The sequence below is a fragment of the Thalassospira sp. Z349TD_5 genome (assembly GCF_056173045.1).
Genome location: NZ_CM149654.1, coordinates 1,845,629 through 1,872,345, shown reverse-complemented (window position 1 = coordinate 1,872,345; position 26,717 = coordinate 1,845,629). Strand labels below are relative to the sequence as shown.

Genomic DNA, 26,717 nt, shown 5'->3' with positions numbered 1-26,717 from the left:
GGCCTTAAAGAACCTTGCCGCGCGCCGCGACATCAACGGTTTTAATGCTTTCCCCGCGCACCAGATGAACCTGATCAAGCATATTGCTAACCACACAAACATGGTTGGGAATGATTTCGATCCGTTCGCCAATTTCAAATGGCGTCAAATCCGGCTCGAAATGCAAAACACCGTGTTCTTCGGAAAGGCCAACCACATCGACCTCGGGATGGCCAACCACATAGCCAAATCCTTCAAGCCCCAAAAGATCGGACGTCAAAACTTTTGACCCGGCATCAATCACGGCCCGCCCCGGCGCCGGAAGCGATACCACTTCGGCCACAACCCGCAACGCGCAATCGTCTTCACCGCACACATCGCGCGCCATCAACGACCGGTCGTTATAGATATAGGTCCCGATGCGATGCTCGGTGACATTGGCAACTTCGTGCGCCTTCCACATATCTGGCGTCCCGCCGGAACTTCTGATCGGGCAGGCAATGCCAAGCCCGTCAAGTAACGCCATCGCATCGCCGAAGAAGCCGCCAACCTTTGGCCCACCGCCAGCCGACGGATAGGTCATCAAACCGGCAAAGGATACACCGGGCAGGCTTTCAATTTTCTGCGCCAGCGTTACCGCAGTATCCGGGGTCTGAACCCCACAACGCCCACCCCCGGTGTCACATTCGACCAGGATTTCAAGCGGCTTGTCACTATCGGCAAAGGCACGCGAAAGACCCTCAACCACGGCCACATTATCGGCCACCACGCGTAGCGTTTTCACCCGGTCAAACACGGCCCGCAAACGTGCCAGTTTTCGGGTCCCCAGCACGTTATAGGTCAAAAGGATGTCATCAAGCCCGGCATCGGCCATAACCTCGGCCTCGCCAATTTTCTGACAGGTAATGCCCTTGGCCCCGGCGGCCAGTTGCTGTTTGGCGAATGCCGGGATTTTGTGGGTTTTGATGTGCGGGCGCAATGCAATGCCATGTTTATCGCAATAGGCCTGATAGGCATTTACGTTGCGATCCACGGTATCAAGATTGATCACCGCACATGGGGTATCAAGTTCAGGATATTGCGGCGAGCGGGTCATAAAAACCGTCCTTCATTTTCGGTGGTGACGCGAAGGGTATTTGATCATCAACTTGCCTTGGCAGCAAACGGATCATCAACAATTGGCCAAAGCGGACGGTTCAAATGACGGTATCCATTGGTTTTAGGATCCGACGGATAGGGACCATGCACATCCACATAAATGATTTCACCGGCAATCTTGGCAAAGGAATCGTAGAAGTGATTGGTCGATTTGATGAACAGATATTTTTTTGATTTTGGATCAATGCCCATATTCGAAAACAGGCTGGGATCGAAACTTTGTGACCGGTTGGAATTCAGGATGACCTCCCCACCACCCGGCAGCTCAATCACCGCACAATCGCCAAGCGGAACAATACTTTCACCAAAATACTGCCACGCATTGCGTTCAAGCTTTTTGACTTTGACCTCGGCATCAATTGGTGCACCAGCATGGGCACCCGTTTTACCCCCGAAACGAAGCGGCAAAGTCGCCCCCTCGCCGGCCGAAAAACAGGTCCGCACCGCCATCGGGTCCCAAAGGGTACCCACGGCAAAATCACGTAGCCCCCGTTTCATCACCGCACGCAGCAACATGGTGCTGTCGCCCGGCACCCCGCCGCCCGGATTGTCCCAGACATCGGTCAGAACAATCGGCTTGGCATCTGATACCAACGCCTGATCAAGGGCGACGTCCGGTGTCACAAAACTCGGGCGGGTGGCCCCACGGAAACCAAACAACTCGACCCCCAGGTCGTTTGCAACCTGCTTGGCTTCCGCAGGGTTATTGTTGGTGGTGACAATCACCTTGGCCCCAAGGTCTGGGACGTCACCGGCCATAAATCCATGAATGAATGATACCGACAGGATATCGCCCGTGCCTTCCATATCCTTGGCACGGTCGATAAAGGATCGCATCGGTTCACGCGATGTCGGCAACACCTCGATCATATGGCAATCAAATACTGCCTTGGTCGGGATGATTTCGCCCCGCAGTGTTTTCAAAACAAGGTCAACAACCGCGCGCCCTGTTTCGACAAAATCGGTATGGGGAAATTCCTTGAACGCGACAATGACATCCGCGTTATTCACGCGCAAATCGGTCAAATGGCTATGCGGATCAAAACTGGTGCCAATTACCACATCCGGCCCGACCATGGCGCGAATGCGTGCAATCAGATCGCCCTCACAATCAAGGTAATCCTGTGCGACCATTGCGCCATGCAGGCCAAGGATCACACCGTCAACCGGCATGGCGGCCCGCAACTGGCCAAGGACCTCATCGCGAAGCTTCTCATATGTTTCGCGGTTGACCAACCCGCCCGGCTCGGCCCAGGTGGCGGTTCCTTCGATCAAATCCCAACCTTCTTTGGCGGCACGAAGGCGCCCTTCGGTAAAGACGGCACTGCACAGGGTCGGGGTAACCGGATGCTGCCCCGGCGGTGCATAAAAGCTTTCCTGAAAATCGGAAAAATCAGTACGTAAAGGTGAAAATGTATTGGTCTCGGTTGCAATCGAGGCGCAAAAAATCCGCATGGCCCGTGCCTTTTGTTTTTGGTCTTTTAATAACGGTTTAGGGTTTGAAGGGGCGAGGTTTTCGCCCCTTCAACAATGCAAAGGCTTATTCAGCCATGTAGCGATTATCGTTGGCTTTCTCGACTTCTGCTTTGAACAGGTCGAGCAACTCAACACCTTCGTCGCCAAGGCTTTCCTGAACGTGTTTGATCACGACCGGCTGGGTTGCCTCTTTGAACTTTTCACGGTCTTCAGCCGACAATGCGGTGATTTCCATTTTGTCTTTAAGACCGGCCAAACCACGATCAGATGCCTCGATCACACGCGAAACACCACGGCTTGCAACAACGCAGGACTGGGCGGCATAGCGCACGATTTTCTGCTGGTCTTCGGTCAGGTCATCCCAGAATGCTTTTGACAGCATCATGGTGTAGGGCGAAAACAGATGGTTGGTCAGGGTCAGATAGCCCTGTACTTCGTTGAACTTGGCAAAGGTCACGGTCGGAACCGGGTTCATCTGACCATCAATCACACCGGTTTGTAGACCGGCATAAACTTCACCCCATGCCATCGGATAGGCTTCGGCACCCAGTGCCTGCATGATTTTCTGATGCGATGGCAGCGACATGGTGCGCACACGAATGCCTTCGAAATCTTCAAGTTTGGCAATCGGGTGTTTGGAGTTGGTTACAGCAAAGAACCCGCCGGTGTCGGGGAAGCCAAGAACCTTAACATCGGCAAGGGTTGCTTCGATGTCTGCGGCCAGTTTTTCGCCAAACTGACCATCAAACACATCATAGGTCGATGCGTTGCTGTCAAAGGCGAATGCAAGGTTCAAAACGTCGATACGCGGGTAGTAGGATGCCAACGCCCCGGTGGAGGTCAGGGTTGCCTGAATGATACCATCACGCACCATCTGCACATGTTCCGCAGCCGAACCAAGCTGGTTGGACGGATAGACTTCAACTTCGATTTCGCCATTGGTGTCGGCTTCGACGATGTTGGCAAAAACAGCCGTACAGGCATGGGCCGGATTTTCAAACGGATCGGCCTTGTTATCATGGGCGAATTTCAGGACTTTCGTCTCGGCAAATGCCATTGACGTGCTGCCCATCAGCATTGCGGTTGCCAGGGCGGCTGCGCCCAAACGTTTTGCGGTTTTCATTATACTGCCTCTCCTTGATTAACGACTTTATGGTGTCCGATTGTTGGTTCATGTCGCACCCCGGCCCGGACCTGACCGGGGGCTATTTCGATGCCCCGTGCTTAGCGGAAACCCAGCAATCGCGGTATCGCAAGGGCCAAGTCCGACCAAAAGGCAAACAGGAACAGCACACCCAGTTCGGCCAGCAAAAATGGCCAAAGCTGCGCAGCGATTTTTTCAAGTTTTTCACCCGTGACCGATGACAGCACAAACAAGCAGGCCCCGACGGGCGGCGTCATCAGTGAGATATTGAGCGCCAGAACAAAGATGATCCCGGCATGGATCGGATCCATCCCGATCTGCATGGTCAGTGGCACCAGAACCGGGGCGAGAATGATCAATATCGCGTTGATATCCATCACCATGCCGATCATCAGCAGCATGCCAACGATCATGAAAATGACGATGTACCGGTTGTCCGAAACGCCCAGAACCATGTTCGCGACTTCTTGCGGGATGCGGTTAAAGCTCAGCCACCAGCCAAGGATCGATGCAAAGGCAATGATGACAAAGATCACCCCGGTCACACGCGCCGTTCTGATCAGCATCCTGAAGAAGGCATTGAATGTCAGGGCCCGGTAGATGAACACACCGATAAATAAGGCGTATGCAACCGCGACGGACGCCGCCTCGGTCGGGGTGACGATCCCGCCCAAAATACCGCCAAGGATAATCAACGGCATGATCAGCGCTGTGATCGATGATTTGAAAATCTTCCAGACTTCCAAAAGCGACGCCCGGCGTTCATTTTTTGGCAGGTTCTTGGACCGTGCCGTCACGGCAATCACGGTCATGCAAATCAGGCAAATCATAAGCCCGGGCAAAATACCTGCCGCAAACAGCCCGCCAATCGAAACCCCCATCAACGACCCATACACAACCATCAAACCCGATGGTGGAATGGTCGGACCAATGATCGATCCTGCTGCCGTCACCGCACAGGCATAATCACGGCGATATCCGCGTTCGACCATGGCCGGCACAAGGGTTTTGCCAAAGGCGGCCGCATCGGCGGTTGCCGCCCCGGTCAATCCGGCAAAGAACACAGACGCCAGCATATTGGTATGCGCAAGGCCACCGCGCAGATGCCCGACAAGTGCTTGCGCAAACAACACCAACCGGCTGGTGATGCCGATATGGTTCATGATCTCACCGGCCAGAATAAAGAACGGCATGGCAAGGAACGGAAACACGTTCAGACCGTTGAAAACCTTGCTTGGACCCTGGGATAAGAAAATCCCCCCGCCCATATCAAACAGGCCCGCAACACCGGCGACACCAAGGGCAAAGCCAATCGGCATGCCCAAAACCATCAGGACAACAAAAATAATGGCGACGATCATTCTGCGCCCTCCGCAATATCAATCGGAACGAAGCGGCCCTGATCGCGCAAGGCAACAAGCAAAAGCTGAATGGCCGCCAGCAATGACGCCACCGGCACAGCCGCATAAGGCAGCGCCAGGGACATGCCAAAAATCATGGCCTGTCGGCTCATGCCGCCCATGGCAAAATCAAATCCGTAAATCGCCAGATACAAAAATGCCGACAATGCGATCAAATCGACCAGAAACAGGATGGATCGCTGTAGTGGCATCGGCAGACTTAAAACGACCATGCCAATGCCGATGTGTTCGCGCCGTGCGATCCCGGCCGATATCGCCAGTAAGGCCGACCAGATCATCAAATAGCGCGCCAGCTCTTCGGGCCACGGCAACTGCCAATGAAAGATATATCGATCAATAACGCCAAGCCAGACATCGAGAACAAGGGTCAACATCAAAACCGCGATGACGCGTTCGACGACCCAGTTCAAAGACCGGCTCATGGTTGCTGCTGCTGTTTCAACACGGCGTAATGCCATCTTCGCCAAACTCTCCGCTGATGAATCTTTTATGTAATTTTTCTACATACTGAGTATCATTTTGTAGCTTGTCTACATATTTTTGACATGTATCGAGCGATTTTTCCACTATTGACCTTCCTAAAAAGCTGATTTAGGTAGTTAAACTACATTTTTAGATGGGCGTCGTTTTCAATCGCCCCCACCAGCCACAACAGGGAGATTATCCATGGCGATCAAACATTACGGCAATGAACGCAGCGGTGCCGGTGGACAGAAGCTGCCATTTTCACCTGCTGTTCGTGCAGGCGACTACGTCTATATTTCCGGTCAGGTTGCCATGAAAGAAAATGGCGAAATCGAATATGGCGGCATCGAAGATCAGACCCGTCTGACCATGGAAAACGTCAAGGCGACCTTGGCCCTTGCCGGGTGTACGCTTGATGATGTGTTTAAAATGAATGTCTGGCTGGCCGATACACGCGATTTTTGGACGTTCAACCGCGTCTATGCCGAGTTCTTCCCGGGCGAGCGCCCTGCACGCTCCACAGTACAATCGCAGATGATGGTCGATGCCAAGATTGAAATTGAAGCTATCGCTTATAAGCCTGAATAGTGATACTTCCCAAGGGGGTGCCGTTAATGGCACCCCTGCCCGTCCTTTGAACAGTACCGGACAAGACCCATGCAACCAACAGCCGACATCATCAGTCTGTTGCGCAGTCAATCGGGGAAATTCCCCAACCGCGAACAACAGGTTGCCGATTATGTCAGCGAGCATCTCGAAGCGGTGACCACCATTGCCCTTTCGGAGCTTGCCGAAAATGTTGGTGTAAGCGAACCAACCGTAATCCGGTTTTGTCGTACATTGGGCTGTGACGGGTTTCGCGATTTCAAAATGCAGCTGGCGCAAAATTTGGCCGTCAGCATGCAATATCTAACGTCCGAGGATATCTCGGACGATACGACCGCTGCCGATGTTTTATCAAACCACGTTCTTGGCGTGATCATTGATAACCTCCGCCTGCTACGTGATCAGATTTCGTCCGATCAGGTTGATCAGGCCGCCGACATTCTGGTCAAGGCCCGACAGATTGCCTTTTTGGGCGTCGGGGGCGGTTCGACAACTGTGGCCTTTGATGCCGCCAACCGTTTTTTTCGGCTGGGTATCCCCGCACAATCGCAAAGTGATGGCTATTTACAGCGCATGCTGGCGTCCACCCTTGGCCCGGAGGATGTGATTTTTGCCATTTCCACCAGCGGCCGACCGACCGAGCTGATCCATTCTGCAGCCATTGCTCGGCAATATGGTGCCAAGGTCATATCGCTGACCCATCCCGACAGCCCCCTTGCGGCCGAAAGCGATCTGGTGGTGGCGATTGATATGCCCGAAAACCCCGATATCTATAAACCGACCGCCACCCGCCATGCATTTCTGGCAACGATTGATGTGATTGCCACCGCCGTTGCGCGCCGCATGCCCAATCAGGCCAAGGAAAAGCTGCGCCGCATCCGCTCGTCCCTGTTAACCATCAATCCACCAACGGGCCGTCAGCCGATTGGCGACTAAGCCACCACGCACATCCGTATCCAGCATCAAAGGTTCCCCCAATGTCCCATATTGCCTTTATCGGTGAATGCATGATCGAACTGTCGGGCTCAAAACCCGATGCGATTTTTGGCGCCGCACAGCTTGGCTTTGCCGGGGATACCTTAAACGCTGCGACATATATGGCGCGGACAGCGCGTCTTCTTGCTGATGGCAAAGCGCAGAACACCAACGATGTTAGCGCTAACATGGCATCCTACATCACGGCATTGGGCACAGACCCCTACAGCAACGCGATGCTGCACGCATGGCAGCAAGACGGTATTGGAACCGACCTCGTGCGCCAGATTGACGGTGCCTTGCCCGGCCTTTATGCCATTCAGACCGATGCCCATGGCGAACGCAGCTTTTCGTACTGGCGCGCACATGCTGCGGCCAAACAAATGCTGTCTGATGGTCATGACGATAAAATCAGAACCGCCTTTCCACAATTGGACGGCATCTATCTTTCGGGAATTACGCTGGCGATCCTGTCGGAGTCAGATCGGACAAAAATGATCAAGCTGGTGGCTGATTTCGCCGATCAGGGTGGCAAGGTTTATTTCGATACCAATCACCGCCCGCGTCTTTGGTCTGATAGCCAAACCGCCATTGCCGCCTATACGGCGATTGCCCCGCTATGCCACACGGTTCTGCCGACATTTGATGATGATGCGGCCCTGTTTGGTGACGCATCCCCGACCAATACCGCCAAACGCTGGCTGGCTGCCGGGGCTTCGGAAGTCATCGTAAAGTCGGGCGGTGATCCGACATTCTATGCAACCCAAACCGGCGACACCGGATCGATCACGCCCCCCGTTATCACCGACATTGTCGATACCACTTCAGCCGGGGATTCGTTTAACGGGGCATTCCTTGGCGCAAAGTCACACGGAAAGACAACCCCACAGGCCATTGTAATTGCACAACAAGTGGCCGGCCGGATCATTGGCCGCCACGGGGCATTGGTTGACATCAGCGACCTTACCCTCGCCTAAGCCCCACCTTAATAATCAAGCCTGTATTGAATACCAGCCGTACTATCAATCTCGGTGGTTTCGCTGGTCACACTGATGTTCGGGGTGATTTCAATTTCGACTTCGACCCCGCTTGATCCCGGAGTTGAACCGGCCTTGGTGCCGACATAGACCCCGTCGGTCAGATACTTGCCAACCTTGACCTCCGGCCCGTCTTCACCGCCACCGACCTGTAAAACATCGGCACCAATAAACCGGCGCACACTGCCGACCACATCAAGGCCGCCGCCACCGCCCGACAATTCATTTAACGCACTGGCAAGCTGGACGGCCTCAACAGCACTCAGGCTGCCTTGCGACTTACCAAACAGGACTTGAGACAGAATTTCATCTTCCGGCAAGGACGGATTAGACGTCAGCACGAGTTCAGGGTCACTTGCTGGCCCCTGAAAACCTGCGGTGACTTCAAGCTCGGACGTTGTATAGACCCCCTTGATGTCGAGCATCGGATCAGGCGGGGATGCGCCGGCAAACGTGATGCTCGAATCCTTGATCACGAATGTTTTGCCAATGATATCAAGCTGCCCGCGCAACGCTGACAATTTGCCGACAATGCGCGGATCATTGGTTGTGCCTGAGATATCAAGCGTGCCGCCCCATTCGGAATCAAGCCCCTTACCGCGGACAAAAAGTCGTGCGGGGATGTTTACCGTTACATCAAGATTGCCGACAAAGCCGCCTTTTGCTTCCTGTTCTTTTTTGGCTTTTGCTTCTTCCTGTGCGCCCGGAAGGTTGGCAACATCAAGGCTTGGAACCGATTCAGGCAAGGCAAGGCTCAAGTCCACCTCACCGCGCTGAAGCGTCACGGTGCTTTTGATGTCCGCCCCGCCTTCGGTGCCCGTGACAGATGTGTCAACATCGGCCCAGAATTGCAGCTCATCTTTGCGCGACAGCGCCATATTACGGAGCTTAAGGCCGACATCGTATTTGACCATTGATCCTTGGTTAAGGGCCAGATCAACCGACCCATCAAGTGTCCCCGAACCACCATCGGTCGCGGTTATCGACGGGATTGAAAGCCCGGTCTGGTCAAAGTCACCGCTGAATGTCAGCCCATCAATAATGGTGCCGTATTCAAGGTTTTCATACGCACCATCGGCAAGCTTGATGTCACCTTTCCACGCGATGTCATCAAGACGCCCACTGACATCAAGGGCCAGCTTGATGTTGCCCGAAAGATCATGATCAGGCGCCGGGACATAAGGCCAGAATTCCGCAATCTCACCGTCAAGGCGCACCGATCCGACAACAGGTGCCGACATATCGGGACTAAATTCCTGCTCAAGGATTGAAATCGCCAAAGGCACCTTCCCATTGGCTTTCAGTATCTGCTCATCGGCATTGCCCAGAGATGCGGCACCGGAAAGCTCGGCATCTTTAAGGCTGACGTCCAAATCCATTTCAAGCGGCTTGAGCCCCTTGGCCGCCTTGGCAGTAATGCCGTCAATTTGACCTTTGACCGACGCAGTTGGCGTCTCACCCGGCTTTTCACGCAGCATGGCCGCAAGGTTCGCAGTCCCGTCAAGGCCATCAAACCCGGCAATCGCCCCCCACGGGCCAAGATCAACACCCTCAAGCGTGACATCAGCAGAAATCATCTGCTTTGCCTTGTGGTCAAGAACCGCACGCAACTGACCGCTGCCAACCGTGATATCGGCATCAAGCTGCTGGGTACCATCGCTTTTCTGAACAAAGCTTAATGGTTCACGCAAGGCAACTTTCTGGTCTGCGATAAAGACATCAAATTTGCTGGCATCCACACGCAGATCATCACCAAGACCAAGCTTGGTAAGCGCATCAACTGAAAACGGCACGTTGGCTTGCCATGTGCCACGGGTCTTAAGCGACACATCAAGCGCGTCCAGCCCACCATCAGCCCCAACCGTCACGTCATTGATCGCAACGTCACTGGCAAAGATATCTTTGCCTTCAACGGTCGCACTGATTACGGGGGCCTCAAACGCATTGGTAACGTCTGCGGCAAGATTGATATGATCGACCCTGATCGGGTCTTCACCCGGTGCAGCCTCCAGACGCAGCCCCTTGGTCGTCGCCGTCACATTGACGGTTTGCTGTGTACCGTCAGGCACCAGCGCGATGTCGGCTGTCATTGCACCATTGGTAAAGGGCACACCAAAATCAGACAGCATCACCGCATCAAGTTTCGATAGTGCAAATTTGCCCTGCATCGGCACGGCGTATTCAGGCAGGGTGATGTCCCCGCGAAGGTCAATATGCTCCCCGCGCAGGAAAATGCCCTCAACCCGCAATGCGTCACTTGGCAGAACAACATTGGCCGCAAGATCATATTTGGCATTCGCGCGGTTGAATTTGACCGTATTCGTCAGTGACAACACCGATTGCGCCGACCATCCCATCTTGCTGACAAGCTTGACGTTTTCAAGAACCTGCCCCGCCGCATCGACCTTGGCGGTGCTAAGGTTAATCAGCCCGGCGGGTGCACTGGTCGGGCCATAAAGTGCGATGGTCAATTTCGCCGGTGCAATCGCAACCCCGATCCCCGGCGGCACGGTTCCCGGTGCAATATCAAGATTGGCGTCGATGGCCATTTGACCAAATGTTTCAGTCAGATCGACCTTTGCCGCCCCTGTCACTGTGGCGGCTTGAACCTGATTGAGGTCAATGGCCATATCAAATGCCGGGCTGATCGCAACCGATCCGGCAAGGGTCGGCGACGGGCCAACAATCCGATCAAGATCAGAAATGCCAAATCCGGTTTGCGTGCCATTGACCGCAACGTCAAAACCGCCACCATTTTCCATCGACCATTTTATGTCCGACAGGGAAACTTGCCCCTGCCCGGATAAATCAAGCCCGGAAATAGGCCCAAAGATCGAAAGATCTGCCACATCAAACGTCAGCCCCGCATCAGACACAACCATGGCATCATCAAGCATTGCCTGCCCCCGCACCGTCATCGCGGGCGTTTCAAGCAACAACTGATCCAAGTTGATCGTGGCAAAGTCCGATGAAATCACACTTTCAAGCGACAGAGACTGATTGTCCCCGACAATCGCACCAAGACTATCATCCTGCCAAACATGGCCTTCGGTGGTCACCGTAACCGATGCCGCAAGATCATCATCGCCAATAATCTCGCCAGATACAGGTGCAAGATCGGCACGGGCCGAAAGTCCAGCAATGGTCGAAACTGGCGTTTCTATATCGCGTCCATTAATCGAAAGCTGCACGTCGGGCAGATCAAAACCACCCTTGGCGGCAAGATCAACATTAAGCATCCCCCAGCGGACCTGATCATCGATCAGGGACGATAAAACAGGATCGACATTGGCCGATATTTTTGCCGCAACCTGACTTTCGGCAAGATCGATATCCGCCGTACCCGACACATCCAACGCACCGGGCATTTCAACAGCCAGACGGTCAAACGAAAGATGGTCATTTTCAAGGTCAAACGAACGCCCCGGAAATGCCAAGCTCGATCACCTTGCGCACTTGCTCGGGCAATTGATCAGAAATCAGTTCAAGTGGCTCCAACCCGCCATCAAAGCCAAAACCAACCGCATCCGACGACAGCTGCACACCAACATCACCGCGAAGGGTCGCATAACCACTGGCCGACAGGTCAATATTACCCTTCCAGTCGCCCGCAGGCCCCGCCCCCTTAAGCAATATCGTTATGTCAGCTGCACTTTCCGGTTCCAGCCCGGCAAGTGTCATGACAAGGCCTTCGCGGTCAATCTTACCGTCAATGTCGGCACGAAGTTTCTGGTCTGGACCATCAAAATCCAGATCGACTGCCAACCGGTCCGCACCACCATCAAGCGGGGTTAAATCAAGTTTCGCCTTGGCCGAAAGATTACGTCCCACCGCCGCACTGGCATGCAGTTCATACAAAAAGCTTTTGCCCGATACCGGATCAACAATCGCGATCTCATCAAGGGCCAGTTCATCCAGCCCGATCTCAAGCGGCAGCGAAAACCCGGAACTTTCTTCGTCGGTTTCTTCTTCGGGTTCGGATGGTGCTGTTCCATCTGGCAGGATCACGCTGGTGCGCGCCATTGACACCCGGTCGATCTGTAACCGCCCCGTCAGAAGGGCCAGGGGCGACCAGTCAAAGACACCGTTACTAAGTTCAAGATGGAAACCATCGACGTCGCGGGCCATTAAAAGGCTGTCGATCTGCAATCCGGTCCAGATGCTGCCTTCGACCCGGCCAAGCTCAAACTGGCTGTCCGTGGCCGCAGCAACTGTTTCATTGATCATTGGTGTGATCGCACGCAACACTGGTCCGGTACCGGCAACACCAATGATCACCAGCAAAAGCACGATGAACGCACCCAATGCCATCGCACTTCGGCGCACCCACTTTATCAACGGGTGTTTCGATGCGGCGGGCTGGGTGGGACGTGGGGACAAGGGATCAGACTTGGTCAAAATGCCTGCCCCAGACTGATGTAGAACTGATAATCGTCATCAACATTTTCACGTTTATCAAGTGGCACGGCGACGTCAAAACGCAACGGCCCGACTGCCGTGTAATAGCGGAAACCAAGCCCAGTCGCCCACAGCAACGAAATGTCGTCAGGATTGTTGCTTTCATACACATTGCCGCCTTCGATAAACGGCACGATGCCAAAACTTTCGGTAATGCGCGCGCGAAATTCAAACCCGACTTCCAGCACAGAACGCCCACCAACCGGATCGCCATCATCGGCAAGCGGCCCGACCTTTTGATACTCATAGCCCCGGATCGAACCACCACCCCCGGAATAGAACCGTTTGTTCGACGGTAAATTGCCGCGTTCTTCACCAATGATGGTACCCGTGCGTGCACGGGCTGCCATGACATAATCACCGTCATCATCAATCGACAAATATTGCGACCCGCCCAGTGAAACGGACGTAAAGCTGGTGTCGGTATCGGTCAACCCGACATAGGGCGATACATTAAGTTCAAGACGGTTACCCTCGGTCGGGTCAAGCGGGTTGTCGGTATTGTCATGCTTTAAAATGCCGCGCAAACCGCCCAGATAGAATTGCTCATTGGGGGAATCCGCACCGGTCAGGTCTGAATATTCCGCTGTGAAGCCAAATGTCCCCGACCAGTTTTCACCCAGCCTGCGTTCGACACCGACAAAGCTGTCGACCAGTTCCCCCTGATACGCATCAGTATCATGGTTCTTGGCATTGCCCTCGGCCACAAGGGCCTGACGACGACGCAGGAACTGCGGTTTGCGAAATTCTGCGGTGAGCCCCTGCTCCTGACCAGATGCCTCAACCCCTAACCGCAATTTTTCGCCCGCACCAAACAGGTTACGATGTTCCCAAAACGCATTGGCCCCCGGCCCGTCGGCGGTTGAAAAGTTAACACCACCACCGATCGAACGGTGTTTGCGTTCAACCACTGTGATGTTAACGGGAATTTCGCCGCTGTCACTGATGGGGCCAACTGGCTTGACGATGACGCTGTCAAACAGGTTGGACTGCGCAAGATCGCGTCGCGTGGTTCTGACCTGTTCGGGATCGTATTTTTCGCCCGCCCCCCAACTCCGGTAACCGGCGATGAAGTCGGCATCGACTTCCTCTGCACCATTGACTTTGACTGCGCCGAAATTGGCCTCGGCTCCGGCATCAAATGCATATGTTACGGAAATTGTCTTATTGGCGGTGTCGGCCATGACGGTGCGTTTCCCTGCCTTAGCCAACGGGTATCCGCGGCTACGCAGTAAATCAACGCCATACTGTTCGGCTAAAATAATAGGTTCCGCCGTGGCGCGCTGCCCGATTTGCAAATGGGTTGCTTCAAGTTCGGCATCGGTTGCTGCGCGCTCGATCACCTTGTCGGGATAAGTTGTTTTAAGATCAACCGCCTCGATCAGGTAAGGTGTTCCGACATCAATCTGATAGCTCAGAACAAGCGGTGTTGGTGCATCGGCACCTTTGGCCTGTTCACTGCCCGCAGCACTGGCGTCAATATCGCCGTTTTTGTTTTCTGTCGGGTTTTCCGATGCGTTTTCAGACCCATCTTCGGCGTCTGGCGATTGGGGATCGACCGGATCAGTTGATACTTTTTCGGTAATGTCAAAGGTGACCTGGGCCTCATAGAAACCCTTTGAACGCAATACAGCCTGAAACCGTTCAATGTCATCTTCGGCACGGCGTTGAAGACCCGCACGTGACGCAGTCGGGCGCGACTGCAAACGCCGTGCGGTACTGGCCCCATTCAGACTTGCGATCAATTGTTCTTCTTGCGGATCAATACCGGTAAGTTCCACTTCATAGGGAATGGTCGAACGGAGATCGTTCTGCTGAACGGCCTCATCCTCGCCAAAGCCAAACCCCACAGCGCCCTCATCCGACGAACAGCCTGCAAGCAACGTTCCCGCCATTAAAAGCGGTACAAATGCAACACGTCGGCCATAAGACCGGAAGTTGTGGAACATGCAGTCTGTCAAAAAACGTCGTATCCTTTTGCTTCGTTCCAACCGGGCCTTTGGGGGCCGTTATTTTGACCGATAACAGTCTTTTGGTTTGCTATCATTTACGGCGATGGCGCGTCTTGGGATCAGAACAACTTTTAAAGCAGTTATCTGAAAACACCATATTTTCAATTACTCTACAGGTCGAGGACCAGCTGTGCCAACTCGCATGTAAAAATGGCATGGCAATGACCCATAATCGCACTTGTCAGAAAAATACATTGAGCGTACCGGGGGTTGAATGCACGATGCAGCGTGCCCCCAATTGCAGGAGATCCATCTCGTGACATCGACACAGTCCAATGCAGTCATTCTTCGTAATGCCATGCCTACCGATATTGACGGGCTTTGCGCACTTGAGACAGCGAATTTCACAAGTGATGGTATCACACGTGCATCCTTTTTGCGTTTTCTGCGCCGTAGCTCGGCGCGTCTTCTTGTCGCGGACGCAGGGGACGGCGAACATCCCAACGTTGTCGGCTACGGTTTGTTGTTGTTGCGCGAAAATTCGATAACAGCACGGATATATTCACTGGCAATTTCCAAAGACTGGCGGGGCATCGGTCTGGGCACGCAACTTCTGGCCGGGATGGAAAACCTTGCCATCGAAGCCGGCTGTCTTCGCATTCGCCTTGAAGTACGCATCGAAAACGATACCGCCCGTGGCCTTTATGAACGCCATGGATATCAAAAAGTTTCCGACCTGCCCGGATATTATGAAGATGGTGCCGATGGCATCCGTTTGCAGCATGACCTTTATGATGTCATTGCCGAAAAATCGCCTGCGGTTTCAACCGGTGCACCGCTCATCCTTGTTGATCGGCTGTCTGACATCCCCTTTGCCGTTTCGGGCGCGCGCGTCATGCGGGTGCGCGATTATCTCGCCCTTGATCACGGGGTGCGCAACCGCCGTGTGATCAACCTGTGCCGGTCCTATGAATATCTGTCGCGTGGTTATTATTGCAGCCTGCTGGCCGCGGCCCGCGCTGAACGCGTGATCCCAGAAGCCGATGTTTTGCTGGACCTCAACTGGAAACGCCTGCAAAAGGCCGCACGCAATGATCTTGGCCCGCAAATTACCGAGGCGCTGACAAAACCGGGCGATCATCCGACCTATGTTGATGTCTATTTCGGGCGCAGCACCGACAAACGGTTTCGCCACATCGCCCTACGGGCCTTTGATCAGTTCCGCTGCCCGATCCTGCGGCTGCATCTGAACAATAAAGATGGCAAAGCCTCTTTACGCGAAATAGAAGCCCCATCGCTAAGCCAGCTTAACAGCAGCCATATGACCGCATTCGAAGCCGCCTTGCGCGCCTATTTGCGTGGACGCGTGCGCAAACAGGGCAACGTCACCCAACCCACCGCCCTGGTCGCTATCTTGCACGACCCCGACGAAGTCATGCCGCCATCAGACAAGGACGCCATTGCCCTTTTCATACAGGCCACCGCCGACCTTGGCGCGCGCGCCGAATTGATCACGGCAAAGGATTTCCATCATCTGTCAGAATTTGATGCGCTTCTGATCCGCGAAACCACCGCCCTTGATCATCACACCTATCGCTTTGCCAAACGCGCGGTAAAGGAAGGCATCCCGGTGATTGATGATCCGGACTCGATGCTGCGCTGTACCAACAAGGTTTATCTGGCCGAATTGCTGCGCACGCACCGCATTCCGGCGCCGAAAAGTGCGATTTTCGATAAACGCCGCATTGGTGAAATCGGTCAGCAGTTTAGCTTCCCGTCGGTTCTGAAAGTGCCCGACGGATGTTTTTCACGCGGCGTGCGCAAGGTGAAATCACCCGAACATCTGGCCGAAGTTGCCAGCGATATGTTCAAGAATTCCGAACTTCTGGTCATTCAGGAATATGTCGAAACCACCTTTGACTGGCGCATTGGTGTTCTGGGCGGCGAAGCGATCTTTGCCAGCCGCTATTTCATGGCGCCGGGTCACTGGCAGATCGTCAAACATGAAGACGACGGTAAAAGTTACGAAGAAGGCGGGTTCGAAACCGTCGCCATTGAAGACGCACCCGAAGACATCGTCACAACCGCCCTTGCCGCCGCACGGTTGATGGGCGACGGGCTTTATGGTGTCGATATGAAAGAAACCCCAAACGGTCCGATGGTGATTGAGGTCAATGACAACCCCAACATCGATGGCGGGGTTGAGGATGCCGTGCTTGGGATGGAGCTGTATCGCCGCATCATCGCCCATCTTCTGGGCAAGATCGCCCGTCCTTAATCACGCGGCGTGCAGACAAATCAAAGGTCGGGGATCAAAAGCGCGGATCACCCGGCCTTTTTGCTAACAAATACCGCCGCCTGGACTTTATCGCGGCCATAGCGTGCCATCAGATCAAACTCATGGCGCAGGATCGGAAATGACAGGCAATCACTGCCGTTAAACGGGTCATGATCATCGCCAATATCAGGATCGGTGACATAGACAAACCGGTCATCAAACCCCGACACCACCACCCAGTGGGGAATTTTATCGCCGTAAATGCGGTACTGGCTGATCAGGACCAGCGCCATCTGGCCGTTACGCATGCGGTTTTCGATCTCGGTCACGCCAAACGCACCAACAGATACGGGAATGCCTGCCTGTTCGATCTGACGGGCAAAATCATAATGCACCAGTTCGACCACTTCGCGGCTTTTGGCTTTGCGCACGGAATCAACAAAAAGCGGCCCATCGCGGCTGCGCAAAACCTCGACGTTAAACCCGCGTCGATCTGCCGCCAATGCCAATCCCAGCGGACCACAGCCGCCATGACCTGAGGTCATGAAAATGGTGGTGGCTTCGCGCCACAATGCGATTTCAAGGCTCCTGTCCATTTCAACCAATGGATCAAGCGCATTCATCGCCATCATCAAGGATGCCGGACCACAGGTGAATGGCAGGGTCTGGTGATAAAAATGGATCGGCGATGGCAGGCGCATCGATTGGGGGACGAGCACCCTTTCCATGCGCAGAGCATCGGTATGATCGGGATAATAATCAGGATACAGTGCAAATTCACGGTAACCGGCACCGTGAAACAGCGCGATGGCAACCGCGTTGCCTTGACTGACCTCAAGTCGCAAAATCGGCGCACCGAAATCAAGGCTAAGCTCTTCTGCCTGCCCCACAAGCGCGCGCCCAATGCCTTTTTGGCGAAAGTTCGGATCGACCGCCATCGAATAAAGCCGGGCCAACGCTACGTTGCTACGAAAAACCACCAAGGCATAGCCAACAACAGCACCGCTACATTCGGCAACGCGCAGACGTGCGGTTTCACTACCGATAAAGCGTTTGAACGCCCGGCGGCTTAGTCGGTCAATGTCAAAGGAACGGTTTTCAATGTCACACAGGGCATCAAGATCCCCGTCATGTGCCAATCGAAACCCGATCTGGCTGTCATCAAGTTGGCCCAAAATCACACCTGCATTGCGCACCCACGACATTCAAAGCATGTCACGGCGTCATATCGACACGAAACGTTTAAATGCAATAGTGCAATTTCGGTAAGCGTGCCGCGCGTTTATGCTATGCAGCACTTCATGCAAGCACCCAACACTCAGCCGCGTGCGGAAATGCGTGGGACCAACGGCGACATATCATATCCGGCATCTGACGCTGATTTGATGATGTCTTGCATCGGCAGCTTACCCGCACTGGCCAAAGACCACAGGATCGTGCAACGCGTGCCACTGCGGCAATAGGCAAATACCGGCTTTGCTGCCGCGGCAAGATTGGCGGCAAACGCATCGGCATCAGCATCGGCAACATTGCCGCTGGCGACGGGCTGAAAAATCGCTTTCATACCCGCAGCTTCTGCCTTCGCGGCAATTTCCGCAAACGATGGCTGCCCCGGGTCTTCGTCATCCGGGCGATTGCAAATGACGGTTTTGAAACCGGCTTTGGCAATCTCGTCAATGGCCTCGATTGGCAATTGCGGCGATACGGTCAGCTCATCACTCAAGCGTTTCATTTTTGTCTGTCCCCTTACAGCAGTTGCTATAACCGATGCCATTATCTGGCGGCTATGGCAACTGCCTGCGGGAAAAATACAGACAAAACCCATCTTCCTCGATGTCCGTCCGCTAGATATCTACCGGATGTCTGACCTCATTTTCCGCCGATTACATCCGCGTCGAACAGGTCCGTATCCCCAAAACGCGATACATCGGGCAAAACCGGAATACTGCCGTCACCAGCATCACAACCCCGGCGGCAACCATCAGCCAGCCATAAGCCCCGAACGCAACGGTCGCATCATCGGCTTTAACCATCACGAACGGCACGGCCAAAAGTGCAAGCCCAAGAACAATCCGAAAGATACGATCCAACCCACCAATATTTTTCATGGTTCTTCCTCGTCAACAGATACTGGTAAAACACCACAAAACCATTACATCATAAAATAATGGAATACATTGACATGGCGCAATGTGGTGCGAAAACCTGTGACGACAACGGAATTACGCTGCCAGTATCTTGTCGCGATGCCCCCCACGTGCCAAAAGACAAGAAACTTGAATGGGAAATCCGATACATGAGCACCCTCGCCGCGACGCAACCTGCACCTAAAATTGAACCCGCTGATGACTTTCCGGTTTGGCAGGAAAGTCATCCATCGGGCACATTTTCCGACTGGCTGAAAGCATCGGTCTGTGATGACTGGAAACGGGTAACACACCATCCGTTTACCGATGCCTGGGGTGACGGTGCCCTGCCCGGCGCCAACCTGAAAAATTACCTTATTCAGGATCATCGTTTTATTGACCGGTTTGTCGCCCTGCTCGCTGCCGCAGTTTCCCGTGCGCCAACGCTAAAAGACCGCATTCCGGGGTGTCAGTTCCTTGCCCTGTTGACCGGTGCTGAAAACACCTATTTCGAACGATCATTTGACGCGCTTGGCGTTTCAGACGCGGACCGCGAAAATCAACCCGACTGGCCCGCAACCAAAGCCTTCAAACAGCTGATGACCGATGCAACAAACAGCAACAGCTACACCAACATGCTTGCAGTTTTGGCAGTTGCCGAAGGCACCTATCTTGGTTGGGCAGACCGGGTCAACACGGCCATCGTCAAACGCCCGGATGACTTTTGGTATTCCGAATGGCTCGATCTTCACATCGGTGCGTATTTCGAAAGTGTGATTGCCTATCTAAACGATCAGCTTGATCAGTGTGGCCCGGACCTATCGGCCGATGACCGCGCGCAATGCCTTGATCATTTCCGCCGCGCGACATCGCTTGAAGTCGCTTTCTTCGATACCGCGTGGGGACCACAGGAATGACGACCATTCGCCGGTTCAAAGACAGTGACGCGCCACAGATGACGGCGATTTATCTTCGTGCTGTGACCGAACTTGGCAAACTTCGCTATCACCCCGAGCAAGTCGTCATCTGGGCAAAGCTTACCCCTGATGCGGACCGATTGACCGAATTGATGAACGATGGACGTAACGGATTTGTGGCCGTCACATCAGACGACACAGTCGTCGCGTTTGGCGATCTCGAAGCAGATGGTCACATCCATTTTCTTTATGCGGATCCTTGCGTTGCCGGGACCGGTGTCGTCTCCACCCTTTATGACGCGATCGAGGCCAAGGCCATCGCCGACAATCTTGGCAAGATGTATTGCGAAGCCAGCGAACTCGCCAAAAGCTTCCTGCTGAAAAAGGGATTTAAGGTCGTCGAACGGCGCGACTTTGAAGTCGCAGGCGTTGCCATTCATAATTACGCCGTTGAAAAACGCCTGCGCGCACCGTCGCCCCGACAGTAGCTTAAACCAACTCAGATTGACGCCAGCCAATTGCCCAGTTCGGTCATACGGCGCTCCGCAAGACGCGCATTGTCATCAACGCCATATTGCCACGCCAAATCTTCCCGTCCGGGATGGTTATGCAGGGTCTCCCAGTCGTTTGCCATACGATCAAGTGCACCCTGATCGGCAAACAGACCCGCATCAATCAGGCGCTGCCCATAACGGCGGAAAATTGCCGCCAATTCGGCAAGCGTATATTCCGGATGATATTGCACACCCCAGAATCGCAGCCCGTCATTCTCCATGACAAACGCCTGAATATCGCTGTAATCGTTGCCCGCCAGAATAACCGCCCCTTCGGGCGCAACGGACACTTCGTCCATATGAACCGTCAAGGCCGAAAAACACGCCGGTTTTCCCAAATACATCGGGTGGCGGACTCCTTCCGGGGTCAATTGGATCATGCGCCCGATGCCAATTTCACGCCCCTTGGGGATGGCACGCACCTGCCCGCCAAACGCGCGCGCAACGATCTGCATGCCCCAGCAACTGCCAAATACCGGAATACCACTGGCGACCGTCGATTTCGCAAGCGGTAACTGGTTAAGCACCGCTTCGTCGTCGATATAGGCGTTCAGCGCCGATCCGGTCCAGGCAATGCCATCAAAATCCGAAAGCTTTGCCCCGCTTGGCAAACAGTCGGGACCGTCATCAGCAGGACGAATGATCGTGATATCAAGATCGGGATCAAGGTGCTTAAGGGCCGCTTCATACCCCTCGCCAGATGGTGTTCCGCCCAGAGAACGGTTAAGTTCGTTCACTGCACGCACATTGCCATCGACAATTAAAATTTTCATGCTTCCCTCATTCCAACACCCTGATCCCGCAAAAGACGCATTTACGCGATGCCCCTAGCCAAGATCACCGACACAGGCCCGGCGGAATATCGCCGTATAGTCAACAACCGAAAGTTCAATCGGGTTGCCACCATCAGACGGATCGCCCTTGGCCTTGACGGCAACTTCGTCGGCGCGATCAACATCAACACCGATTTCGGCCAGGGTATTAACCACCCCCAACCGTGAACGAAACGCCATAACCCATTCAAACAAAGTGTCAAAACCGGGTGATGCAAGGTCTAAAAGACGACACACGACTTTGCATTTTTCTTCAATCGCGCGGCGGTTGGCCTGCATGACATAAGGCAGCAAAATCGCATTGGTCAGACCGTGATGGGTATCGAAAATCGCCCCGACCGGATGGGCCAGTGCATGAACACCGCCAAGCCCCTTTTGGAACGCGGTTGCCCCCATGGATGCCGCAGCCAGCATATCGGCACGGGCTTCAATATCGCTTCCATTATCGTAGGCACGCGGCAAGGCCTCAGCGATCAGGCGCATGCCCTCAAGTGCAACACCTTCGGCCATCGGGTGATAGCCCGGCGCGCAATACGCTTCAAAGCAATGCACAAAGGCATCAACACCCGTCGCTGCCGTCACATGCGCAGGCAGACCAACCGTTAGTTCGGGATCAGAAATAACGATGGCTGGCAGCATTTTGGGATGGAAGATGATTTTCTTTTCGTGGGTGTCTTCCTTGGTGATCACACTGGCACGGCCAACCTCGGACCCCGTGCCCGATGTTGTCGGCACGGCAATAATCGGCGCAATACCGTCTGGGTCCGCACGCGTCCACCAGTCACCGATATCCTCAAAATCCCACATCGGACGGGTTTGTCCGGCCATCAGGGCAACGGCCTTGGCCGCATCAAGACCCGACCCACCGCCAAAGGCGATGACGCCGTCGTGGTTCCCTGCCCGGTAAACAGCCAGACCATCATCAACGTTCTTGCCCGTAGGGTTGCCCTTGACCCCGGCAAACAGGCCGGTCGGAATTCCAGCAGCCTCATTTGCAGCAATCGCATCACGCACCATCGGCAGGTCTTTAAGACCCTCATCCGTGATCAGAAGCGGCTTTTTCATGCCTGTCGCCTTGCAGGCATCAGGCAGTTCGGAAATACGGCCCGGACCAAAGCGAACAGAGGTCGGGAAGCTCCAGTTTCCAACAATCTTTTTCGTCATGTCTGTATCCTTTGCGCCAATCGGCGTCGTTAAATCTTTGTCCGCAGATGGAAGCTTTTAGGACGGGTAAGAAACTCGTAGCCGACTTTCGACAACGTACATCCCCGTCCTGAATTCTTAACCCCGGTCCAAGCAAGGGCAGGATCAAGATAATCCGCCCGGTTCATAAACACCGTCCCGGTCTGAAGCTGATCACCAATGCTCAGGGCCGCATCTTCATCTGTTGTCCAGATTGACGCCGTCAGACCAAATTCGCTGTCATTCATCAATGAAATGGCTTCTGCATCTGATTTGACTTTCATGATGCCGACAACCGGACCGAAACTTTCTTCGCTCATCACCCGCATCGAATGATCAACATTGATCAGAACCTGCGGTGCCAGATACGGCGTCCCTTCTGCGTTGGCGGCAAATTTTGTCGGATCAATCAGGGCCTTTGCCCCGTCACGGACGGCATCGGCAATCTGACCGCGCACAAATGCCGCCGAGGATGCACGCACCATCGGACCAAGATTGGTATCCGCATCAATCGGGCTGCCAAGTCGGTACCGCCCAACAAGATCAGCAGCCTTTTCGACAAACGCGTCAAAGACGCTTTCGTGGGCGTAAATACGTTCGATCCCGCAACAAGATTGACCGGTGTTAAAGAATGCACCGTCAATAACGTTTTCCACAGCATGGTCGAGATTGACATCAGAACGGATATAAGCAGGATCCTTACCGCCCAGCTCCATGCCGGTTGCGATGAATTTACCGCCGACGGCTTTCTGAACGGCGTGACCACCGGGCACCGATCCGGTGAAATTGACAAAATCGACGCGAACATCACCCATCAGTTTTTCAGCATTGGCATGACTAAGATGCAGATACTGGAACAGTCCCTTGGGCAGGCCTGCGGCCTCAAACGCCTGCGCAAAGCGTTCTGCGCACAGCGGGGTTTGATGCGAATGTTTCAGAACCACGGCATTACCAGCCATCAAGGCCGGTACAACACCATTCACCGCCGTCAGGTATGGGAAGTTCCAGGGCGCGATGATTGCAACAACGCCAAGTGCCTCACGACGGATAAACCGGTTGAACCCGTCCTTCTCGCCCGGATGATAATCGGCAAGGGCTTCGGGCGCGATGTCGATCATGTAATCGGCACGTTCTTTAAAACCGGCAACCTCGCCTGCACCCTGGGAAATCGGACGGCCCATTTGCCAACTGATTTCTGCGGCAATTTCGTCCTTCTTTGCGACAAAGGCGGCAACGGCCTTGCGCAGGATTTCCTGACGGGTTGCAACTGGTACGCTGCGCCATTCGGCTTGCGCCGCCCGGGCAACATCAAGTGCGGTATTGATCTCGGTCGCACCAGCAAGCGGGCGCTCGACATAAACCGAACCGTCAACGGGCGAGATAGTGCGTAAACTCTCAGACATAGTGCCTCACAGTTAAAGATGTGATGAGTGATTTGATCGAGGTATCAACAGGGTTGGTTCCACTCGACAGTCCCGATCAAATAATTTCGAAATAACGCTGCAATTCCCAATCGGTGATCGCCTTGCGAAACTCGCGTTCTTCCCATTCGCGTGACTGGGCGTAATGGGTGACGAATTCTTCGCCAAACAACGATTTTGCCGCTTCGGACTTGCGCAGGCGTCCGGCGGCCTCAAAAAGCGTTGCTGGCAATGTCACGTCTTCTGGGAATTCTTGTTCATAGGCGTTGCCGACAACCATTTCGCCCGGCTCCACCTTGTTCTCGATCCCCCAAAGTCCTGAACCAATCGCTGCTGAAAGCGCGATATAGGGGTTTATGTCCGCCGCAGCAATCCGATATTCAACCCGCTGCGATTTTTCACTCCCCGGAATGACCCGAAGAGCCGTTGTACGGTTTTCAACGCCCCAGGTCGCCGTTGTTGGCGCCCAGAAACCGGGAACCAGACGGGAATAACTATTTACCGTGCACGCCACCATCGACAGCAGCTCAGGCATCAGTTTCTGTTGCCCGCCAAGGAACCAGCGCATTTCATCGGACATGTTGTCGGGCTTATCGGCGTCATAGAATGCAGCACGGCCATCCTTGCCCTTAATTGAGACATGCATATGCCCGGACTGTCCCGGCCAATCGGGCGACCATTTTGCCATAAAGGTTGCCATCCAACCGGCCCGTTGCGCCAAAACCTTGGTAAAGGTCTTGAAAAGTGCCGCCTTGTCAGCAGCCATAAGGGCCTCGTCATGCATGATCGCAGCTTCGAGAACCCCCGGACCGGTTTCGGTATGCAATCCCTCAATCGGGAAATCCATGCTTTCGCCAAGTTCAAGCAGGTCGCGATAGAATTCCGAGTGCACTGAATTGCGCAACATCGAATACCCATAGAAACCCGGTGTGATGTTGGTCAGATTGCGATAGTTTTTCTCCCGCACGGAATGCGGCGTTTCCTCAAACAGGAAGAATTCGAACTCGCACGCGGCTGAGACGTCGTATCCCATGTTCGATGCCTTATCGAGGACACGGCGCAGCGTTCCACGCGGACAAACGGTTTCCGCCCGTCCTTCGAACTCACCCAGAAACAGGATTGTGTCGTCTTCCATCGGTAATTCACGGCAGCTTTCCGGGATCACCCGTACCGGTGCATCCGGATAGGCCGTATGCCAGCCGGTGAATTCCGATTTATCATAAAGCTGATCATTTGAATCCCAGCCCAGAACCACGTCACAAAAAGCAAAACCGGAATCAAGAGCCGACAAAAATTTATCGCGATGCATATATTTGCCGCGCATAATTCCATCGACGTCGAACACCCCGATTTTGACGAATTTGATATCACGTTCCTGAATAAGTTTTCGTGCGTCATCGGCGGTTTTGACATCTTGCGCCTGCATCGGTGGCCTCCTGTTATTTGGGCTTTGTTATTACGTCAAATTGGTCGTTTTTCCTGGCTTTCTCGACGCATTTTTTTGATTTTCTCAACGAAAAATATATTACATTTTCGGACAAATATACATAAATTTTGATTTTTTGTATTATTTATTACAACTTAAAAATACTTCAAATTCAAGTAGATGCAGGGCACCGAATATCCGAAAACATCTGGTGCCCTGCCCGCTCAATTTGATCGGCTTAGCTGTAACGATACGGCTTACCAGCCTTCTCCATCACAGCAGCATACTGCTTGAAGATATCGACAACCTTCGCGCAACGCGGACTGGTCTGTGCGATCTCGTCCCAGAACTTGTGTGCTTCGGCTTCAACCGTTGCCCATTCCCTGTCCGGGATTGAGGTCAGCTTCATCTTTGTGCCCTGTGTACGGAGTTTGGCTTCGCCACCCCAGTACCAGTGCTGACGATAATAGTGGGAACTGTCCATGCACAATTTAAACAGCACTTTCAAATGGTCAGGAAGCTCATTCCAGCGTTCTTCATTGGCAAAGAACGAACCACACCAGGCACCGGAGATATTGTTGGTCAGGAAGTAATTGGTCACATCTGCCCAACCGACCGTGTAATCCTCGGTAATGCCTGACCATGCGATGCCATCAAGCTCGCCGGTCTGAACTGCAACCTCAATGTCTTCCCATGGCAACGTCACTGGAACGACCCCGAAACGTGACAGGAACTTACCCGCCGTCGGGAAGGTAAAGACGCGCTTGCCCTTCAGGTCGGCAAGGCTGTTGATTGGCTCAACAGTTGCAAAGTGGCAAGGATCCCACGAACCAGCCGAAAGCCACTTAACGCCTTCAACTTCGCCGTATGCTTCTTCCCAGATTTCGTTCAGGCCGTATTCTTCAAACAGGACCGGAACATCAAGGCTGTAGCGGGTGGCAAATGGGAAATAACCGCCAAAGACCGAAACATCAACCGGGGCTGCGATCGAGTCATCGTCTGACTGAACCGCATCAATGGTACCACGCTGCATGGCACGGAAAAGTTCACCGGTCGGGACCAGCTGATCGGCATAGTAAAGCTCGATTTCCATTTCACCATTGGCGACCTTGTTAAAGGCATCAATCGCCGGTTTGATCACATGCTCGCCCAGTGCCGGGCCCGCATATGTCTGCAAACGCCAAGTGATCTTTGCGTTCTGTGCCTTGACGTAAGGCGAAGCAAACGCTGTGGTACCGGCTGCAGCAGTTACAATACCGGCTTTTTTCATAAAGTCGCGTCTCGTCGTCATTGTATCATCTCCCTGATC

At 53.9% G+C, this 26,717-nt stretch carries 22 protein-coding genes; 6 read left to right on the top strand and 16 right to left on the bottom strand.

What is annotated here, in order from left to right; genetic code table 11:
* Positions 1-4: 4 nt before the first annotated feature.
* The 5 genes from AC0VXT_RS08415 to AC0VXT_RS08395 all read right to left on the bottom strand — a co-directional run bounded on the left by AC0VXT_RS08415 (position 5) and on the right by AC0VXT_RS08395 (position 5,636).
* On the bottom strand, positions 5-1,075 hold the full coding sequence (locus AC0VXT_RS08415) for a D-TA family PLP-dependent enzyme (RefSeq protein ID WP_475548282.1): 1,071 nt from the start codon (positions 1,073-1,075) through the stop codon (positions 5-7).
* A 47-nt stretch (positions 1,076-1,122) separates the two neighbouring features.
* Positions 1,123-2,592 (bottom strand): M81 family metallopeptidase, encoded by a 1,470-nt coding sequence (locus AC0VXT_RS08410; protein WP_475548281.1) that lies wholly within the window; start codon positions 2,590-2,592, stop codon positions 1,123-1,125.
* An 85-nt stretch (positions 2,593-2,677) separates the two neighbouring features.
* Entirely contained in the window at positions 2,678-3,736 is a 1,059-nt protein-coding gene (locus AC0VXT_RS08405) for a TRAP transporter substrate-binding protein (RefSeq protein ID WP_475548280.1), read from the bottom strand.
* A gap of 101 nt (positions 3,737-3,837) precedes the next feature.
* Positions 3,838-5,118, bottom strand: coding sequence for a TRAP transporter large permease (locus AC0VXT_RS08400; RefSeq protein WP_022732468.1), 1,281 nt, complete (start codon positions 5,116-5,118; stop codon positions 3,838-3,840).
* Positions 5,115-5,636, bottom strand: a complete 522-nt coding sequence (locus tag AC0VXT_RS08395; RefSeq protein WP_022732469.1) for a TRAP transporter small permease — start codon at positions 5,634-5,636, stop codon at positions 5,115-5,117. The genes AC0VXT_RS08400 and AC0VXT_RS08395 overlap by 4 nt, the downstream gene beginning before the upstream one ends.
* A 208-nt stretch (positions 5,637-5,844) precedes the next feature.
* Here AC0VXT_RS08395 and AC0VXT_RS08390 point away from each other — a divergent pair, with 208 nt between their 5' ends.
* The 3 genes from AC0VXT_RS08390 (at position 5,845) to AC0VXT_RS08380 (ending at position 8,201) form a co-directional block, all read left to right on the top strand.
* Entirely contained in the window at positions 5,845-6,231 is a 387-nt protein-coding gene (locus tag AC0VXT_RS08390; RefSeq protein WP_475548279.1) for a RidA family protein, read from the top strand.
* A gap of 69 nt (positions 6,232-6,300) precedes the next feature.
* Positions 6,301-7,185: a MurR/RpiR family transcriptional regulator gene (locus tag AC0VXT_RS08385; protein WP_430470406.1), complete on the top strand. Its 885-nt coding sequence runs from the start codon at positions 6,301-6,303 to the stop codon at positions 7,183-7,185.
* A gap of 41 nt (positions 7,186-7,226) precedes the next feature.
* Positions 7,227-8,201 carry a sugar kinase gene (locus AC0VXT_RS08380; protein WP_475548278.1) on the top strand — a complete coding sequence of 325 codons (975 nt, stop codon included), beginning with the start codon at positions 7,227-7,229 and terminating at the stop codon, positions 8,199-8,201.
* An 8-nt stretch (positions 8,202-8,209) separates the two neighbouring features.
* On the opposite strand, the gene AC0VXT_RS08375 is transcribed toward AC0VXT_RS08380, so the two are convergent.
* Genes AC0VXT_RS08375 through AC0VXT_RS08365 form a run of 3 tightly spaced genes read right to left on the bottom strand, consistent with a single transcriptional unit; the run spans position 8,210 to position 14,680 of the window.
* Complete coding sequence (locus AC0VXT_RS08375; RefSeq protein ID WP_475548277.1) at positions 8,210-11,698, bottom strand: translocation/assembly module TamB domain-containing protein; 3,489 nt, start codon at positions 11,696-11,698, stop codon at positions 8,210-8,212.
* Complete coding sequence (locus tag AC0VXT_RS08370) at positions 11,673-12,659, bottom strand: AsmA family protein (RefSeq protein ID WP_475548276.1); 987 nt, start codon at positions 12,657-12,659, stop codon at positions 11,673-11,675. The genes AC0VXT_RS08375 and AC0VXT_RS08370 overlap by 26 nt, the downstream gene beginning before the upstream one ends.
* Positions 12,656-14,680, bottom strand: a complete 2,025-nt coding sequence (locus AC0VXT_RS08365) for an autotransporter assembly complex protein TamA (RefSeq protein ID WP_475548275.1) — start codon at positions 14,678-14,680, stop codon at positions 12,656-12,658. The genes AC0VXT_RS08370 and AC0VXT_RS08365 overlap by 4 nt, the downstream gene beginning before the upstream one ends.
* A 307-nt stretch (positions 14,681-14,987) precedes the next feature.
* Here AC0VXT_RS08365 and AC0VXT_RS08360 point away from each other — a divergent pair, with 307 nt between their 5' ends.
* A complete protein-coding gene (locus tag AC0VXT_RS08360) occupies positions 14,988-16,949 on the top strand; it encodes a GNAT family N-acetyltransferase (RefSeq protein ID WP_475548274.1) in 1,962 nt (653 codons plus the stop codon).
* Positions 16,950-16,996: 47 nt separating this feature from the next.
* On the opposite strand, the gene AC0VXT_RS08355 is transcribed toward AC0VXT_RS08360, so the two are convergent.
* From AC0VXT_RS08355 to AC0VXT_RS08345, 3 genes are all read right to left on the bottom strand, one after another.
* Positions 16,997-18,154 (bottom strand): GNAT family N-acetyltransferase/peptidase C39 family protein, encoded by a 1,158-nt coding sequence (locus tag AC0VXT_RS08355; RefSeq protein WP_475548273.1) that lies wholly within the window; start codon positions 18,152-18,154, stop codon positions 16,997-16,999.
* Between the two features lie 113 nt (positions 18,155-18,267).
* Complete coding sequence (locus AC0VXT_RS08350; protein ID WP_475548272.1) at positions 18,268-18,681, bottom strand: protein tyrosine phosphatase family protein; 414 nt, start codon at positions 18,679-18,681, stop codon at positions 18,268-18,270.
* Between the two features lie 151 nt (positions 18,682-18,832).
* Positions 18,833-19,057: a YgaP family membrane protein gene (locus tag AC0VXT_RS08345; protein WP_475548271.1), complete on the bottom strand. Its 225-nt coding sequence runs from the start codon at positions 19,055-19,057 to the stop codon at positions 18,833-18,835.
* Between the two features lie 188 nt (positions 19,058-19,245).
* Between AC0VXT_RS08345 and AC0VXT_RS08340 the strand changes: the two genes are divergently transcribed.
* Together AC0VXT_RS08340 and AC0VXT_RS08335 are read left to right on the top strand one after the other, a co-directional pair.
* A complete protein-coding gene (locus AC0VXT_RS08340) occupies positions 19,246-19,992 on the top strand; it encodes a TenA family protein (protein ID WP_475548270.1) in 747 nt (248 codons plus the stop codon).
* Positions 19,989-20,480: a GNAT family N-acetyltransferase gene (locus AC0VXT_RS08335; RefSeq protein ID WP_475548269.1), complete on the top strand. Its 492-nt coding sequence runs from the start codon at positions 19,989-19,991 to the stop codon at positions 20,478-20,480. The genes AC0VXT_RS08340 and AC0VXT_RS08335 overlap by 4 nt, the downstream gene beginning before the upstream one ends.
* An 11-nt stretch (positions 20,481-20,491) precedes the next feature.
* On the opposite strand, the gene AC0VXT_RS08330 is transcribed toward AC0VXT_RS08335, so the two are convergent.
* From AC0VXT_RS08330 to AC0VXT_RS08310, 5 genes are all read right to left on the bottom strand, one after another.
* Positions 20,492-21,319 (bottom strand): type 1 glutamine amidotransferase, encoded by an 828-nt coding sequence (locus AC0VXT_RS08330; RefSeq protein WP_475548268.1) that lies wholly within the window; start codon positions 21,317-21,319, stop codon positions 20,492-20,494.
* A gap of 54 nt (positions 21,320-21,373) precedes the next feature.
* Positions 21,374-22,543 (bottom strand): iron-containing alcohol dehydrogenase, encoded by a 1,170-nt coding sequence (locus AC0VXT_RS08325; protein ID WP_475548267.1) that lies wholly within the window; start codon positions 22,541-22,543, stop codon positions 21,374-21,376.
* Positions 22,544-22,572: 29 nt separating this feature from the next.
* The gene (locus AC0VXT_RS08320; protein ID WP_475548266.1) at positions 22,573-23,964 is read right to left on the bottom strand and encodes an aldehyde dehydrogenase family protein; all 1,392 of its coding nucleotides are present in this window, start codon (positions 23,962-23,964) and stop codon (positions 22,573-22,575) included.
* A gap of 76 nt (positions 23,965-24,040) precedes the next feature.
* The gene (locus AC0VXT_RS08315; protein ID WP_276651255.1) at positions 24,041-25,408 is read right to left on the bottom strand and encodes a glutamine synthetase family protein; all 1,368 of its coding nucleotides are present in this window, start codon (positions 25,406-25,408) and stop codon (positions 24,041-24,043) included.
* 238 nt (positions 25,409-25,646) lie between these two features.
* Positions 25,647-26,699 carry a TRAP transporter substrate-binding protein gene (locus AC0VXT_RS08310; RefSeq protein WP_475548265.1) on the bottom strand — a complete coding sequence of 351 codons (1,053 nt, stop codon included), beginning with the start codon at positions 26,697-26,699 and terminating at the stop codon, positions 25,647-25,649.
* Between the last annotated feature and the right edge of the window lie 18 nt (positions 26,700-26,717).